The organism is Bdellovibrionota bacterium (assembly GCA_040386775.1).
Taxonomy (GTDB): domain Bacteria; phylum Bdellovibrionota; class Bdellovibrionia; order Bdellovibrionales; family JAEYZS01; genus JAEYZS01.
This window is the reverse complement of the sequence record JAZKEU010000022.1, coordinates 29391-42448: the sequence shown is the minus strand read 5'-3', so window position 1 is coordinate 42448 and position 13058 is coordinate 29391. Positions and strand designations below refer to the sequence as shown.

Here is a 13058-nt window from a genome sequence, read left to right as displayed (position 1 = left end):
AGCTATATATCAAAATTTTTTAGCGGAAACTAAAATCAATAATGATTTTGAATTGAGGCCTGAAGAGCTTACAGAATTGGAACAACTAACTCTGCGCCGCTACCGCATAATGGGTAATTAAACTTATGACCCTAAAATTTAAAATATTAATCTATATTTTAATATCTGCGATATCTCTGAATGTCCATGCAAAGTCTTTGTGTGCGAGTTTATTTGATGAAAATTTAGAGCAATATGTACGTGTTAGCCCCGAGGTATTGGCTCATCCTATAAAACTGCTATCTGACAATTACGATGCACGTGAATTTGTTCAATCTAAATTTAAAATAATATTCAAAAAATTTTTAGCATCACAAATGATAGATGCCAAAATAGCGATTAATCTCTCCCCCAAAGGTACGCTGCATGTGGTTTCCAGGGGTTTAACGAAAATTCAACACGATGAGCTAATGAAGTTTATAGAGAGAGAACAGATAGATCATCTTTTGGCGGGAATTCCCAATTTCCTTCGTAATAAATATTTTGAGGTTAAAATTGATAAAAAAGAAAATGGCCAACACACGGTCACCAGTGAAACAAAATTTTCTTGGCAATTGAGTTTTGAGATTGATAGCCAATTGCGAAGTGGATTTGCAATAGAAAATAATCCTGCCACGGATTTGAAGAGAATTCGTCCTTTTATTGAAAGGTCTTCTTTGTCTGCATATCCTATTCGTACAGATTTATTGAGCCAAAGGCGAAGCCAAGATACTTTGGTAACGTGCGGATTATCTTCCCTTGCCCAAGTTTTAAATGCGAAAGGGATTCCTGTGGGCGAAAGAGAGCTTTTGGGACTTACAGAATCTTTAGGCATAAAAACGAAGGCCGACATTTTTGGTAATCACCCTGGCCTTGAATTATCACAACTTGCACAATTAATAACTCAATTACGAAAGAGTTATAATTTTACGGTTACGATGAGAAAAATGGAAAGTGAAGAGGATGCTGCCAAATTTAATGAAATGGTGAGAAGAAGCAGTGAAGGCCTCGCTAAAGTGGATATCATTGTAAACTATCATTCTCCTGAAATTGGAAGACCAGGGCATGGGCATTTTTCTCCCGTTGCCGGATTTGATATTAGAACCAATGAACTTTTGGTTAGTGAAACAAACCTTACTGCAAATCCTCCGTTTTGGATTGATCTAAGTGCTATGTTAAATGCGATGAAAGCATCGGCGCATAGTGCGGAGGGTCCGCGAGGTTATATCGTAATTGAATGGAAATGAGGAAGTTTTTAATTTTTAACCGGGATTGATAATGAAAATGTTAAGAATTGTTTTTACATTTATTTTTATATTGGGAATTAGCACTCCTTCTTTTGCTAATAATCTTTGTAGCAATTTATTTTCATTGAGCTATAGCCCCGCGTTTCCATCGGATGCAACGACTGCAAGTAGGGTCCGCTTCGAAATCGAAAATGCAAAAAGAGCCTCTCGACTTTTCATGAAAGCTTTGAAAAGAAAATCAGATATTTTAAAAAGAAATTTTTATAAAAAAATAATAGATTTAGAAATGGTGTGTATTGGTGCGGGTCCACAATGTGCATCGGCATCTTTGGTTTTGGGACGTGCCGGCAGAGCCGCCATTGTAATAGAAAAAACACAATATATTGCTAAAACCTTTGCCGAAAAAGACTTTATCATCAACAGTGTAGAAACTGGAACTCTCAGTATGCATGAGTTTCCTGGAGGCGTTGGAAGTTTAGCGAATTACTCATCTTCGAAGTATGCGCATTCCTCCCAATTGGCTGCCTATATTCAGGGGCAGCAAAGCCATTCGAAAATCCCCGTTCTTCTGGGAACGACGGTGACTTCGATCAAAGAAATAAATATCGATGGCAAGACACTGGTTGAAATCAAAACAGATCAGAACATCACCTTCAGAACGCCTCGCTTAATATTAGGAACAGGTATAGGGGAAGTGGCTTCCAAAATTCCAGATAACAACTACTTGATGGAGTTCAATAAAAATCATTTGATGCATTTAGAAAATCCAGCAAAGATTTTTCCTATAATGTGCACGGATACGCTACTGATCTCTCTGAAAATAAATGCCAAAAAAAATAAAACTGTAACTTTACCTAAAGAAGTGATCATCATTGGTGATGGAGATGGCTCGAGAATAGCCGTTGAAGGATTGATCGACGCTCATGTTAATTTGCCTCAAGGTTTCAAATTAACTTGGGTTGGAAATGACTTCCGTACGGCGGTAGAATATGTAGCAAGTCGTGGAGGCGGTGATCGTTATATTCATAAAATAGTTCCACTTTATGAAAATAATCAAATTGAAGGAACAAATGGAAAGGCTGAAAAAGTGGACTTTCTGGAAAACGGCAGAATGCGCGTGACAGTCTACAATAAAGAAAAGAATACCAGAATGACGGTAGAAGGTGACATGATCATTGATACCACGGGCGCGCAGAGTGTAAGTGGTATGCTTATCCAAAGTGCAGGCGAAGTAAGATTAGTTGATGTTAAAGGTGAGCTCAAAGAAATGAATTTGGATTCGACAGTGCTCGGCAGGCAGTACGTTACGGAATTAGGACGTCCACTTCCGATTTATGCTGTAGGACCAACTGCAGGCGCATTGGCGACAAAAGAAGAGTTGGTGAATTCGCAAAATCAAAACCCGGTAGCTATTTTCAATACGGTAGGAAGGACTTCGGTGCTGATCTCAAATTTATTAGGAGTTCCTCCTCTTCCTAGCAATAGAGGAGCGCGCAAAGAACGTCCACCAGTCCAAAAAGCAGAGGATATCGTAAGGCAAATCAATAAATAAAATTTATCAAGCGTGGACACTTTACTTGGTTGTATAAAAGTGAGATGTAATAAAAAAGTAGAGGGATAGTGATTTAGATTTCTTGATGAATTTTTTATTCATTCGCTTAGAATTTTCCCAGACTTTAATTCATTTAATAGGATTTAAATGATTATGTGGTTCATACCAATGAGTGAAAAGAAAAGGTTTGATTATTTATTTGAGGCTGTTACCTCACAAGATCCTTATCTTATTAAAAACAATTCATTTGTTATAACTGAATTACAAGAGGGTTACGCAGAACAGGTCATTAGTAGAACTCAATATGATACACTTATTCGCTCGTTGGAATCGAACGTACAAAAAATGTCAGAAGCCAAAAATTTGTAACAATAGGCGATTCGCACTCAATGGTTTAGAAGCTCAGGGATACCAGTTGGATTTCTTAAAAAGCACAACCTCTGTTCTCTTTAGAGGGAATTTAATTAAATATTTTTTTGATGATGTTATTTTTTTTCGGCGAGTTGTCGGGGACGGTCTTTGATTTCATAATTTATGAAAACATTGAGACCTTTCTCCATTTGACCAAAGTACACGGGCGCCATTTTGTAGTCGATAGTTGGAAGTTCAACGGTAATGGTTGGGATTCCTTTGTACCTGCCAGCGTAATTTCCTAAGCTTCCAGGAAATGTTCCGTAAGCATAAAAATTTAAGCCCGTTGCAGATTTGTCGAGTTGTTGCCTCAGAAGATCACAAGACTTTACATAAGTTTCTGTGAATTTCTTTGCAGCCTCACTATCTATACCGCTAAGAGGTCCATCAAAATCCAAATGATTGAGAGGTGAATGGACACTGAGGATTTTTGCTGGTTTAAATTCTTCGATAAGCCATTTTTGGAATTCTATTTCTGGCTCGGAAGCCGCTTTGTCGCCAGGGAAATAGCGTCTTTGAGATCCGTACTTTGTTTTCCAAATTTTTTGCGCTTGTTCGCCCCATTCTGGAGTGTCGAAGTTTCTATTGAGATCCACTTTATTATAGTTTGTTCTCGTTCCAGTAGTATATCTCAAGAAGCCATCAGGATTCACAATTGGAGCTACAACTATAAAGGATTTTTCACAAAGCTCTGGTCTTGCTTTAAGCCATTCCACTACGCGAAAACCAAAATAAACCGGCGTAATTTCATCGCCATGAACTGCGGCTAAAATGAGTGAGGTGTTCTCATTTTCAGGTTTACCGCAAGTCCAATAAACCAAGGGACGCCCATAAACGGAGTTTCCTTTTTCTTTCCAGCCTGTCTTTGGAAAGAAGCTCAGATCCCAATTCCATTTTCTATTGTCGATCCGCTCGCGGATCTCGCCCATCATTTCTTCAACTGAGACTTTTTTGGCCTGGAAAAAGTTGGGGGCAGCTGTCTTTTGCTCAGCGTAAAGATTGCTAGCATTTATCAATGTAAATGTTAATAATGTAGATATAATAAATGTGAATTTCATAGGCATCTCTAAATTTGACATGTCTAGAGTCATACTTGCAAGGATTTTAAATATGTTTACGGCATTTTTTGAGAGCATAAAATATGTAGGACATTTGTATCCTGTTGCTTTTCTACGAATTTTTTTAGGTTACTATTGGCTCAACCAGGCATTAACAGAATATCAAACTGGACTTTTTACCTCGCAAGTATTTATCGATCAGGTCCAATCTTCAGATTATATTTATAGTTTTCCAACATGGTACAAATGGCTATTTGAGCATCTTGCCTATCCATACTGGTCGATGATGAGCCATGGCATTTTGGCTGTAAGCTTTTTCGTGGGCCTCTCATTACTCATTGGATTTATGGTTAGACCCTTTGGAATCATAGGAATTTTAATTTCATTTCATTATGTGATTTTTGGACTGGGATATCAGAACTTATTGTATTCAACGTTTGTCGCAATATTTGTAACCATCGTGGCAATTGGAGCTGGTCGCTGTGTCGGCTTTGATTACTATTTCTATAAAAGGAATCGCGGCATTTGGTGGTAGTATGATTAAAAGATTTTTTTCCATATTCGTTCCCATAGCATTACTGGTCTCCATTTATATTTATCTTTACGAAAAAGATTCGCCAAAGGAGCAGGGAACTATCGTTGTTTACACTTACTCTTCATTCGCAAGCTCTTGGGGACCGGGTCCTGATCTTCAAAAAATTTTTAAAGAAAAAACGGGATACAATGTCGAATTCACAGATGTGGGTGAGGCTGGCATCATTATCCAAAGAATTTTGCTAGAAAAAGAAAAAACAAAAGCTGATGTTGTTGTAGGGCTGGATCAGTTCCAATTGCAAAATACAACTATCACAGACTTATTCACACAGCCCCCTGAGCTTCGTTATAAACTTGATGAGTCAACTCCTAAGAAAATTCAACAAGGTCCATTTCTGGCATACAATTGGTCGCCTATGACATTCATCTACAGAACCTCTGATAAAAACTCACTTCCCAAAAAACTAGATGATTTTTTATCTCCAAATTTTAAAGGAAAAATAATTTTACTGGACCCGAGAACCAGTTCTCCTGGTTATATATTTTTTCACTGGATTGTTCAAAAATATGGAGCTGAGGGAGCAAAGGATTTTTTAAATCAAATTAAAAAAAACATTTACACAGTAACGCCCTCGTGGAGCGCAGGCTATGGACTCTTTAAGAAAAAACAATCTCAATATGTTTTCTCCTATTTGACTTCGCCGGCTTATCATTGGGTAGAAGAAAGTGATTTTGATTATCAGCCACTTTATCTCGAGGAAGAACTTCCATATCATATCGAATATGCGGGAATTTTAAAATCGACAAAGAATAGGCCTGGAGCGGAAAAATTCTTAGAATTTATTCTTTCTCCAGAGGGTCAAGAAATAATCATGAATAAAAACTATATGCTCCCCGTAGTTGCAGAGGTTCGAAAAAATTCAGAATACGAAAAACTAAAAAAAGTAAAATTATTTGAGTCAGATAAAATCATTTCTAGAGACGAAGTTATTGAGGCGTGGAAATCGGCTTCATGGTAAAGAACTTTTTAGTAGGTTTATTTTTCTTAGTATTGATTGCGCCCTATCTATTGCTCTTTAAAGAACTACAGTTTGTATCTGTAGATTTGAAAGAGTTGGGAGAAGCATTTACAAATACACTTCAGCAATCTCTCGCAAGTTCTGTAGTTACAATTTTATTAGGCCTCGTCGGTGCATTGGGGTTGTGTTCTTTTCAGGGAAGTAAAAAATTAAAATACTTCGAGCTTTTGTGCCTCATACCCTCTTTTGTTCCAACATTGTTTTTTGTAACTTCAATTTTACAGATAATAAAACCATTTCCTTTTGGAATTACGGGCATTGTACTCACACATACTTTAATGTACACGGGATTAGCGGCTTTATTTTATCAATCTATTTTTCAGAGTAAATTTCAAAAGCTCAGTGAGCTAGCGTATTTAGAGGGTGCTTCAAAGTTTCAATTTTTCCAAGCTGTGCTAAAAAATATTCCATTTGAAACAGTGATGATTTTTTTATTTCTATTTGTACAATTCTTTACGAGCTTCTCGATTCCACTTCTCGTTGGACATCAGGACATCACGGTGGAGACCTTAATCTATGAAAAAATTAGAACTACGGGTTCTTTGCTGGATGCAGTATTTATTAGTTTTTTAGAATCTATCTTTATCGTGATTATGCTTTTGCTTTATAGAGCGCAAAAAGGGTTGGCTTTACTAAAGTCTTACGAAGAGATCAGATTGCTCAGTTGGAAACCGGGATTAATTGCAGTGGTCATGCCCGTGGCATTGTATCTGGGCGGGTCACTCGTTGGGTCTGCTCTGGGAATTAAACAACTCCAGCAGAATGAAAATGCTTTTCAGGAAATTTTCCCACTGGCTTTAAAAAGTGTTTCGCTATCTTTAGCGACAGGATTGGCTCTACTTATAGGTTTAAGTCTTTTAACTTTTATTTACCGCAATCGATTGTTTGATAGATTTTTACTCAGTTATGTTCCTTTGAGTACGGTTCTTATCGGGTTGAGTCTTTTGCTCGTAGATTTTATGGCAGACGATATAAAAGTTATATTTGCGATGCTTATCATTTTTTTGCCGGTGCTTTATAGATTTCAGCTCAAAACTAAGCTTTCGGATTTAGAGGGTCAAATTGAAGTGGCAAGCTTAATGGGTTCCACGCGATTTTTAACTTTCAAAAAAATTATTTTCCCTCAAGTATTACCCTCGATTTTATTTTTGTCAGGCCTCGGAGCTTTTTGGACAATCGGAGATTTTGCAATCTCTCAAATCATATACGGAAAGAATGTGACGCTGGCATTGTACATCCATAGTTTAGTAGGATCCTACAGACTAGAGCTTGCTAACTTATTTGTATTTTTACTTTTGTTTTTAGGACTCATTGTTTTCACATTGTTTAAAAGAATAGGCTTAGAAAAATAAGCTTTAGAGAGATGAAATATGTCGTTAGTAAAAAAAATTGATATAAAGTTTGATAATTTCCATTTGCTTATCGATCAACTTGAAATTCCGGATCAAGGCATTACGCTTATCCAAGGTCCATCAGGATCAGGAAAAACAACCTTCTTGAGAATCCTTATGGGGCTTGATCAATCCCAACGCAAAAATAAAGGTTTTGAATGGACTTTTAAAGGCGAAGACCTCGCAAAGGTATCTCCTCAAGACAGAAAATTGGGTGTCGTATTTCAAGGTGGGGAGTTGTTTCCGCATATGACAGTGAAGGAAAATATCTTATTTCATGCTATTGCGAGAAAAATTCCAGAAAGAACATATACCAAGATGTTAGATCTTTACGTGAAGATTGCAAAAATGGAGGATAAACTAAATCAAAAAGCATCCACCCTTTCAGGGGGAGAAAAGCAAAGAGTCGCGCTTCTCCGTGCACTCATAGGACAGCCAAAGATTCTGCTTCTCGACGAACCATTCTCAGCCCTTGATCCAGCTCTCAAAAAAGATTTAAAAGAATTTCTCAAAGAAATTGTCAAGATTGATTCACAACCTTGCCTTATAGTCAGTCACGATGAAAAGGATGCTGAAGATCTTGCAGATTATGTTATTATTTTTGAGAACGGAAAAATTCAAAAAACTTATTCCAAAATCTCCAAAGGAGGAGCGAATGTTTAAGAATATCATACTCAGTTTTATGGCTGTTTTATTTTTATCATCAACAGCTAGTGCCACGATTATTTTTAATCCTTCAATATTTTATTACACTAGAGATGAAAAACAAGGATCGACAACAAGCACAGAATTTAACCAGCAAATTATCAATTTGAAGTTAGGTTATACTTCGGGTCAGGGTTTGTACCTAGGTGTTGCTTACGATATGGAAAGCCGTGAATACGGAAGCGGAGCTACAGATCAAGACAGAGATTCTTTGGGCGCAACAATTGGTTACGTAAGTGGCGGATGGCAGCTTCTTGGAACTTATTATTTCCAATCGGAATTAGAAGATTATGAAGGAACAGGTTATGTGATCGATATTGGATATATATTCAATGTAGGCAGCATAGGAATCGGTCCACTCCTCAGCTACCGACACTGGGAATACGACGAACAAAACGGAGCAAGCGTCACATCCCTAGAACACAACAACGTCCTCCCATCAGTACAATTCCAATTCACCTTCTAAAAGGTGAGCCGCACCTTTTCCAAAGGTTTGCGTCATGCAAACCGCAGATACGGTGCGGAATATTACCAAAATTTAGATTTTATTTTTTCTGGAATAAAGCAGGCTTCGTAAGCCATTTGGTTGCAGCGATTGAAATCTTCAAGTTTAAATTCGTGAAGATCTTTGAGAACTTCGTAATCATCTAAGATGGTTGTGCCAAAAATTCCTGGGTCATCGGAGTTGATCGAAACTTTCACTCCTTCGTCCATCAGCATTTTTAAAGGATGTTTAGAAAGATCAGGAATCGCATTCGTTAAATAGTTACTGATCGGGCAGAGTTCAAGAGTCACATTGTTTTCTTTCACGTATTTGATCATTTCGGGGCTCTTGTAAATTTGTACGCCGTGACCGATTCTTTCAGCGTGCAAGAACTCGATGGCATCCTTCACAAAAAACTCTCCACCTGGAATTTCACCAGAGTGAACGGTGATATGTAGGCCTGCATTTTTTGCTTTCATAAATAGAGGAGCAAAAGGTTTGCAATCAAATCCTTCTTCGTTGTCCGCAAGATCTATAGCCACAAAAGATTCTTTGTTTTCGATAATGAAGTCGGCAGACTTCGCAGCTTCGGGCACTGGCTGAATTCTTCCTAAGATTCCAATCATACCTACAGCCATCGGAAAAATTTTTTGTGCGCGCTCCACACCTTTCATAATGCTTCGATGAATTTTTTCGAATGTCATTTTAGGATGGTTAGTAGATGCAAAGCTTGGTGAATATCTAAGTTCTAATAAAACAATTCCTTCATTGAAAGCATCTTCGCAGGCCTCAAAGCCTAAGCGCTCCCAAACCTCTTCAGAATCCAACACAGATTGCGTGGTCCAAAATTTATCCAAAACAGATTTGAGGTCTTTCATTGGAGAATGCACGACTAGCGCATCATGCAACTTCTTGTAGTCGTTAAAGGGTAAATCTAGTTTTTTGTTCTTCGTTAATTCGATTAGAGTCGAAAAACGCACAGCGCCTTCGAGGTGACGATGGAGTTCAACTTTAGGTATGTTTCGTAAGTTCATGCAATTTCCTTTTATGCTCTACAGTATGACGCAAAATTCTTTGAAAGTCTTGACCAAGGGTAGCAAAAATTGGACAACTTAAGGCATGCAACAACAACTCAATCAATCCGTCCCAGAATTAAAAAAACAAGCAACCACTCATAGAAAACTGATACTAGAAATGCTAGAGAAAGCCGGTAATGGCCACCCTGGTGGATCTTTGTCAGCGATCGATATCATTACCGCACTTTTCTTCAATGAAATGAAAGTGGATCCAAAAAATCCAGAGTGGACGGATCGCGATCGATTTGTCCTTTCAAAAGGTCACGGAGTTCCAGCACTCTACGCAACTCTAGCTTACCGCGGATATTTTAAGCCTGAAGATACGATGTCACTTAGAGTATTGGGATCGCCTTTCCAAGGTCACCCGGATAGAGTAAGAATGCCTGCAGTTGAGGCTTCGACGGGATCTCTTGGCCAAGGCTTGAGCGTAGCGCAAGGTATGGCGATGGCCGGGAAGCTCGACGGAAAAGATTATAGAGTTTATTGCTTAATGGGCGATGGCGAAACTCAAGAAGGTCAAGTCTGGGAAGCGCTGATGTCTTGCGGAAACTATAAATTGAATAACCTTTGCGTATTCTTGGATGCAAACAAATATCAAATCGACGGAATGACAAAAGACGTAATGGACATTGAGCCTCTCGAAGAAAAAATCAAAGCTTTCAAGTGGAATGTCTTAAGAATCGATGGTCACGAAATGGATCAAATCTTAAATGCACTCAAAGCGGCAAGAGCTGAAAAAACAAAACCAACAATGATCATTGCAGATACCATTAAGGGAAAAGGCGTTTCATTTATGGAAAACGTTAACAAATGGCACGGTGTGAGCCCAACGAAAGATGAATTGAAAAAAGCTATCGAAGAACTGGAGAAATTATCATGAGCAGCGGAATGAATATTGGTCAGCTTGGAAATGCAACCAGAGCGAGCTTTGGTGAATCTCTAGCAAGCCTAGGAAAAGAATTTAAAAGCATCGTTGTCCTCGATGCCGACCTTTCAAAGAGTACAAAATCTGAAAGCTTTTCTAAGAATGCTCCAGAAAGATTTTTCCAAATGGGAATTCAAGAAGCTAACATGATCGGTGCCGCAGCGGGATTGGCTTTTTCTGGGAAAATTCCTTTCTTGTGTTCGTTTGGAGCTTTCTTAACAGGAAGATTCGATCAGATCAGAGTAACGATCGGTTATGCACAAGCCAATGTGAGACTCGTCGGAACACATGCCGGTGTTGGTATCGGTGAAGACGGATGCTCGCAAATGGCACTCGAAGATTTAGCGTGCATGAGAACTTTACCAGGAATGGCAGTTCTTCAGCCGGCAGATGATATCGAAACCAAAGCAATGATGAGATATTTAATTGATCACGAAGGTCCCGCATACATTCGTCTCACCAGACAAAACGTCGTGAACGTTCATGACACAAATTATAAATTCCGTTTTGGAAAAGCAGATGAAATTTTGGATGGAAAGGACGCCGTTGTTTTTGCAACTGGTGGACTCACTGGCAACGCCTACACCGCAATTAAGAATTTAGAAAAAGAAGGAATTTCAGTCGGTCTTGTAAATATCCACTCGGTAAAACCTTTTGATAAAGAATCAGTTCAGAAATGGTCGCAAAAAGTAAAACATGTTTTTACAGCAGAAGATCACAATGTGATTGGTGGCTTGGGTGGAGCGGTTGCAGAAGCAATGGCTGAAATCGGTGCTCCGGCAAAACTCCATAAAATTGGTGTTCAAGATGTTTACGGTGAAAGTGGAACGCCAGAAGCGCTCTATGAAAAACACGGACTCGATGCACATGGTATCGGTCGTACATTAAAATCTATTCTCAGAAATTAAGCTTTAGGATCGTCAGAGTTATTGTTGATTTGCTTTTTCTCTTCATCGGAAGAGATACCTTTTTTGAATCCACGAATGGCAGATCCAACAGCCTTGCCTAAACCCGGCAATCTGCTCGGTCCAAAGAACAACAAAACGATAATTACTAGGACTACTAATTCAGGGATTCCGAGACTCATATTATTCTCCTCCGGAGATGTATGCCGGATTTTTCTGCCGGATCTTTCTAAAGATAAGTTATGGTAAGTTTTAAATCGAATTAAAGGGTATTGCAAGCGCCAAAATGTTTCATAATGAAGCAGAGAAAGGCCAGTAGTTCTAGCTAAATACCTATGCCTTCCATGAATTATATTGATACTGACTAATCACTTTTCACCTATACATAGGTCTAGACATTTTAGAGGTTCAAATCCACCAGAACCTATTTTTATGGGGCCCCACTCTTGCATTTTATTAAGGTGTCTAGGGGGCGCTTTATGTATCATATTGGGATTTTAGCTAAGCAAGGAAAAACATTAAACTCAGTTTATAATGAGCTGAAGAAAAGTCAGTTCTGTAAGCCTGATGTTTTCACTGATTCTTTTAGTTTGGTAAAAGCATTAAAAGACAATTCGTTTCATGCGCTTATTATTCTCACTGATGAGTTTAAGCCTAGTCATATTCGAATCATTCAACAAATCAAAAAGCGTTTTAATAATTTACCCGTGATGGTGATTACAGAAAAACCAAGTATTGCGGCCAAAATCAAATTGGTCGATTTTAAAAAAACTATATTATTAAATCTTTCAACGGAAATGAAAGACATGAGCGGCATCGTAATCAAAATGATCAATGATCTACACGTAATCCCAAGGCTTGCGAATCGTTATAGAACTGCACAGCCGGCAAGATTTAAAATCGAAGCAACAAGAACTCATTCTGCGTTTATGCTGGATATTGCACGCGATGGAGCATGTTTTAGACTTTTCAATAAAAAATTAAACAAAGGCGACCAAGTACAAATCGAAGTTCCGCTTCCTGATTTAAAAAAGACCCACATCGTTCAAGGTGAGGTGGTTTGGGAAAAAATGGAAAAACTAAAGAATCAAGCTACCGCTTCATCACAAAGAGTAGGAGTTAGATTTTTAGATTAAAAAAACCAAGGGGGAGACCATGAAAAGACTTTTAGTGGGAACACTCTTATTTCTTGCGACAAATACCACGCTCGCAGATGTAAAAAATAAAGAAAAGGCAAAATTCGAATTGATATCCTCAATTGAAATATTGGTGAACATTGATGAATGTAGGAAAGACATTCAAGCCCACCCAGCGGACAACTCTGTCTTACCAAGAGCATGCAATATTTTACCCTATTTATCGAAGTATTTTTTCGACCCCAACAAAGACAAAATTGCTATCGAAGAATATCTCAACAATGAAGAGGCTAAGGTGACTGAAGATGCGTTGAAGCTTCTTAATGCTTACAAATTCAAGAATCTTGGAAAGATGACTCTTTCTGATAAATGCGTGAAGAGCAGAGATCCCGTGGATTTAGATTCATACCTCAATAAAATAAAAGGTATTCCAATCCCTAAAGAGGAAGGAATTTCTGCCATCAAAGTAGATAGTAATAAATTAGAAATTAGAAACCCAGCTCAAGAAGAACTGTGATCCCTGATTATCTGACCTGA

Annotated in this window: 15 protein-coding genes; 12 read left to right on the top strand and 3 right to left on the bottom strand. The window is 38.2% G+C overall.

Annotated features, from left to right (window positions below):
- The first annotated feature begins 125 nt into the window (after window positions 1-125).
- From V4596_13660 to V4596_13650, 3 genes are all read left to right on the top strand, one after another.
- Entirely contained in the window at window positions 126-1265 is a 1140-nt protein-coding gene (locus V4596_13660; GenBank protein ID MES2770187.1) for a phytochelatin synthase family protein, read from the top strand.
- Between the two features lie 31 nt (window positions 1266-1296).
- Window positions 1297-2817, top strand: coding sequence for a hypothetical protein (locus V4596_13655; GenBank protein MES2770186.1), 1521 nt, complete (start codon window positions 1297-1299; stop codon window positions 2815-2817).
- A gap of 153 nt (window positions 2818-2970) precedes the next feature.
- On the top strand, window positions 2971-3186 hold the full coding sequence (locus V4596_13650; protein MES2770185.1) for a hypothetical protein: 216 nt from the start codon (window positions 2971-2973) through the stop codon (window positions 3184-3186).
- Between the two features lie 116 nt (window positions 3187-3302).
- Here the strand turns inward: V4596_13650 and V4596_13645 are convergent, their stop codons facing one another.
- Entirely contained in the window at window positions 3303-4286 is a 984-nt protein-coding gene (locus V4596_13645; GenBank protein ID MES2770184.1) for a M14 family zinc carboxypeptidase, read from the bottom strand.
- Window positions 4287-4338: 52 nt separating this feature from the next.
- Here V4596_13645 and V4596_13640 point away from each other — a divergent pair, with 52 nt between their 5' ends.
- The 5 genes from V4596_13640 to V4596_13620 are packed head-to-tail and all read left to right on the top strand — an operon-like array spanning window position 4339 to window position 8461.
- Window positions 4339-4821: a hypothetical protein gene (locus tag V4596_13640; protein ID MES2770183.1), complete on the top strand. Its 483-nt coding sequence runs from the start codon at window positions 4339-4341 to the stop codon at window positions 4819-4821.
- 1 nt (window position 4822) lies between these two features.
- Complete coding sequence (locus V4596_13635; protein MES2770182.1) at window positions 4823-5839, top strand: thiamine ABC transporter substrate-binding protein; 1017 nt, start codon at window positions 4823-4825, stop codon at window positions 5837-5839.
- The gene (locus V4596_13630) at window positions 5833-7251 is read left to right on the top strand and encodes an ABC transporter permease subunit (GenBank protein MES2770181.1); all 1419 of its coding nucleotides are present in this window, start codon (window positions 5833-5835) and stop codon (window positions 7249-7251) included. Before V4596_13635 ends, V4596_13630 begins: the two co-directional genes overlap by 7 nt.
- A gap of 18 nt (window positions 7252-7269) precedes the next feature.
- Complete coding sequence (locus V4596_13625; protein MES2770180.1) at window positions 7270-7953, top strand: ATP-binding cassette domain-containing protein; 684 nt, start codon at window positions 7270-7272, stop codon at window positions 7951-7953.
- Entirely contained in the window at window positions 7946-8461 is a 516-nt protein-coding gene (locus V4596_13620) for a hypothetical protein (protein MES2770179.1), read from the top strand. The genes V4596_13625 and V4596_13620 overlap by 8 nt, the downstream gene beginning before the upstream one ends.
- A gap of 62 nt (window positions 8462-8523) precedes the next feature.
- On the opposite strand, the gene add is transcribed toward V4596_13620, so the two are convergent.
- On the bottom strand, window positions 8524-9513 hold the full coding sequence (gene add / locus V4596_13615; protein ID MES2770178.1) for an adenosine deaminase: 990 nt from the start codon (window positions 9511-9513) through the stop codon (window positions 8524-8526).
- A gap of 85 nt (window positions 9514-9598) precedes the next feature.
- Here add and V4596_13610 point away from each other — a divergent pair, with 85 nt between their 5' ends.
- Entirely contained in the window at window positions 9599-10435 is an 837-nt protein-coding gene (locus V4596_13610) for a transketolase (protein ID MES2770177.1), read from the top strand.
- Window positions 10432-11388, top strand: a complete 957-nt coding sequence (locus V4596_13605; protein MES2770176.1) for a transketolase C-terminal domain-containing protein — start codon at window positions 10432-10434, stop codon at window positions 11386-11388. The genes V4596_13610 and V4596_13605 overlap by 4 nt, the downstream gene beginning before the upstream one ends.
- Here the strand turns inward: V4596_13605 and V4596_13600 are convergent.
- Window positions 11385-11567 (bottom strand): twin-arginine translocase TatA/TatE family subunit, encoded by a 183-nt coding sequence (locus V4596_13600; protein MES2770175.1) that lies wholly within the window; start codon window positions 11565-11567, stop codon window positions 11385-11387. The two genes, V4596_13605 and V4596_13600, sit on opposite strands and share 4 nt — an antisense overlap.
- A gap of 297 nt (window positions 11568-11864) precedes the next feature.
- Between V4596_13600 and V4596_13595 the strand changes: the two genes are divergently transcribed.
- Both V4596_13595 and V4596_13590 read left to right on the top strand, forming a co-directional pair.
- Entirely contained in the window at window positions 11865-12521 is a 657-nt protein-coding gene (locus V4596_13595; GenBank protein ID MES2770174.1) for a PilZ domain-containing protein, read from the top strand.
- A 19-nt stretch (window positions 12522-12540) separates the two neighbouring features.
- Window positions 12541-13038 (top strand): hypothetical protein, encoded by a 498-nt coding sequence (locus tag V4596_13590; GenBank protein ID MES2770173.1) that lies wholly within the window; start codon window positions 12541-12543, stop codon window positions 13036-13038.
- Window positions 13039-13058 lie beyond the last annotated feature (20 nt).

Excerpts from the sequence above, each read along its gene's own strand:
- V4596_13660 (MES2770187.1), top strand. The coding sequence starts at position 126 with ATGACCCTAAAATTTAAAATATTAATCTATATTTTAATATCTGCGATA.
- V4596_13655 (MES2770186.1), top strand. The coding sequence starts at position 1,297 with ATGAAAATGTTAAGAATTGTTTTTACATTTATTTTTATATTGGGAATT.
- V4596_13650 (MES2770185.1), top strand. The coding sequence starts at position 2,971 with ATGTGGTTCATACCAATGAGTGAAAAGAAAAGGTTTGATTATTTATTT.
- V4596_13645 (MES2770184.1), bottom strand. The coding sequence starts at position 4,286 with ATGAAATTCACATTTATTATATCTACATTATTAACATTTACATTGATA.
- V4596_13640 (MES2770183.1), top strand. The coding sequence starts at position 4,339 with ATGTTTACGGCATTTTTTGAGAGCATAAAATATGTAGGACATTTGTAT.
- V4596_13635 (MES2770182.1), top strand. The coding sequence starts at position 4,823 with ATGATTAAAAGATTTTTTTCCATATTCGTTCCCATAGCATTACTGGTC.
- V4596_13630 (MES2770181.1), top strand. The coding sequence starts at position 5,833 with ATGGTAAAGAACTTTTTAGTAGGTTTATTTTTCTTAGTATTGATTGCG.
- V4596_13625 (MES2770180.1), top strand. The coding sequence starts at position 7,270 with ATGTCGTTAGTAAAAAAAATTGATATAAAGTTTGATAATTTCCATTTG.
- V4596_13620 (MES2770179.1), top strand. The coding sequence starts at position 7,946 with ATGTTTAAGAATATCATACTCAGTTTTATGGCTGTTTTATTTTTATCA.
- add (MES2770178.1), bottom strand. The coding sequence starts at position 9,513 with ATGAACTTACGAAACATACCTAAAGTTGAACTCCATCGTCACCTCGAA.
- V4596_13610 (MES2770177.1), top strand. The coding sequence starts at position 9,599 with ATGCAACAACAACTCAATCAATCCGTCCCAGAATTAAAAAAACAAGCA.
- V4596_13605 (MES2770176.1), top strand. The coding sequence starts at position 10,432 with ATGAGCAGCGGAATGAATATTGGTCAGCTTGGAAATGCAACCAGAGCG.
- V4596_13600 (MES2770175.1), bottom strand. The coding sequence starts at position 11,567 with ATGAGTCTCGGAATCCCTGAATTAGTAGTCCTAGTAATTATCGTTTTG.
- V4596_13595 (MES2770174.1), top strand. The coding sequence starts at position 11,865 with ATGTATCATATTGGGATTTTAGCTAAGCAAGGAAAAACATTAAACTCA.
- V4596_13590 (MES2770173.1), top strand. The coding sequence starts at position 12,541 with ATGAAAAGACTTTTAGTGGGAACACTCTTATTTCTTGCGACAAATACC.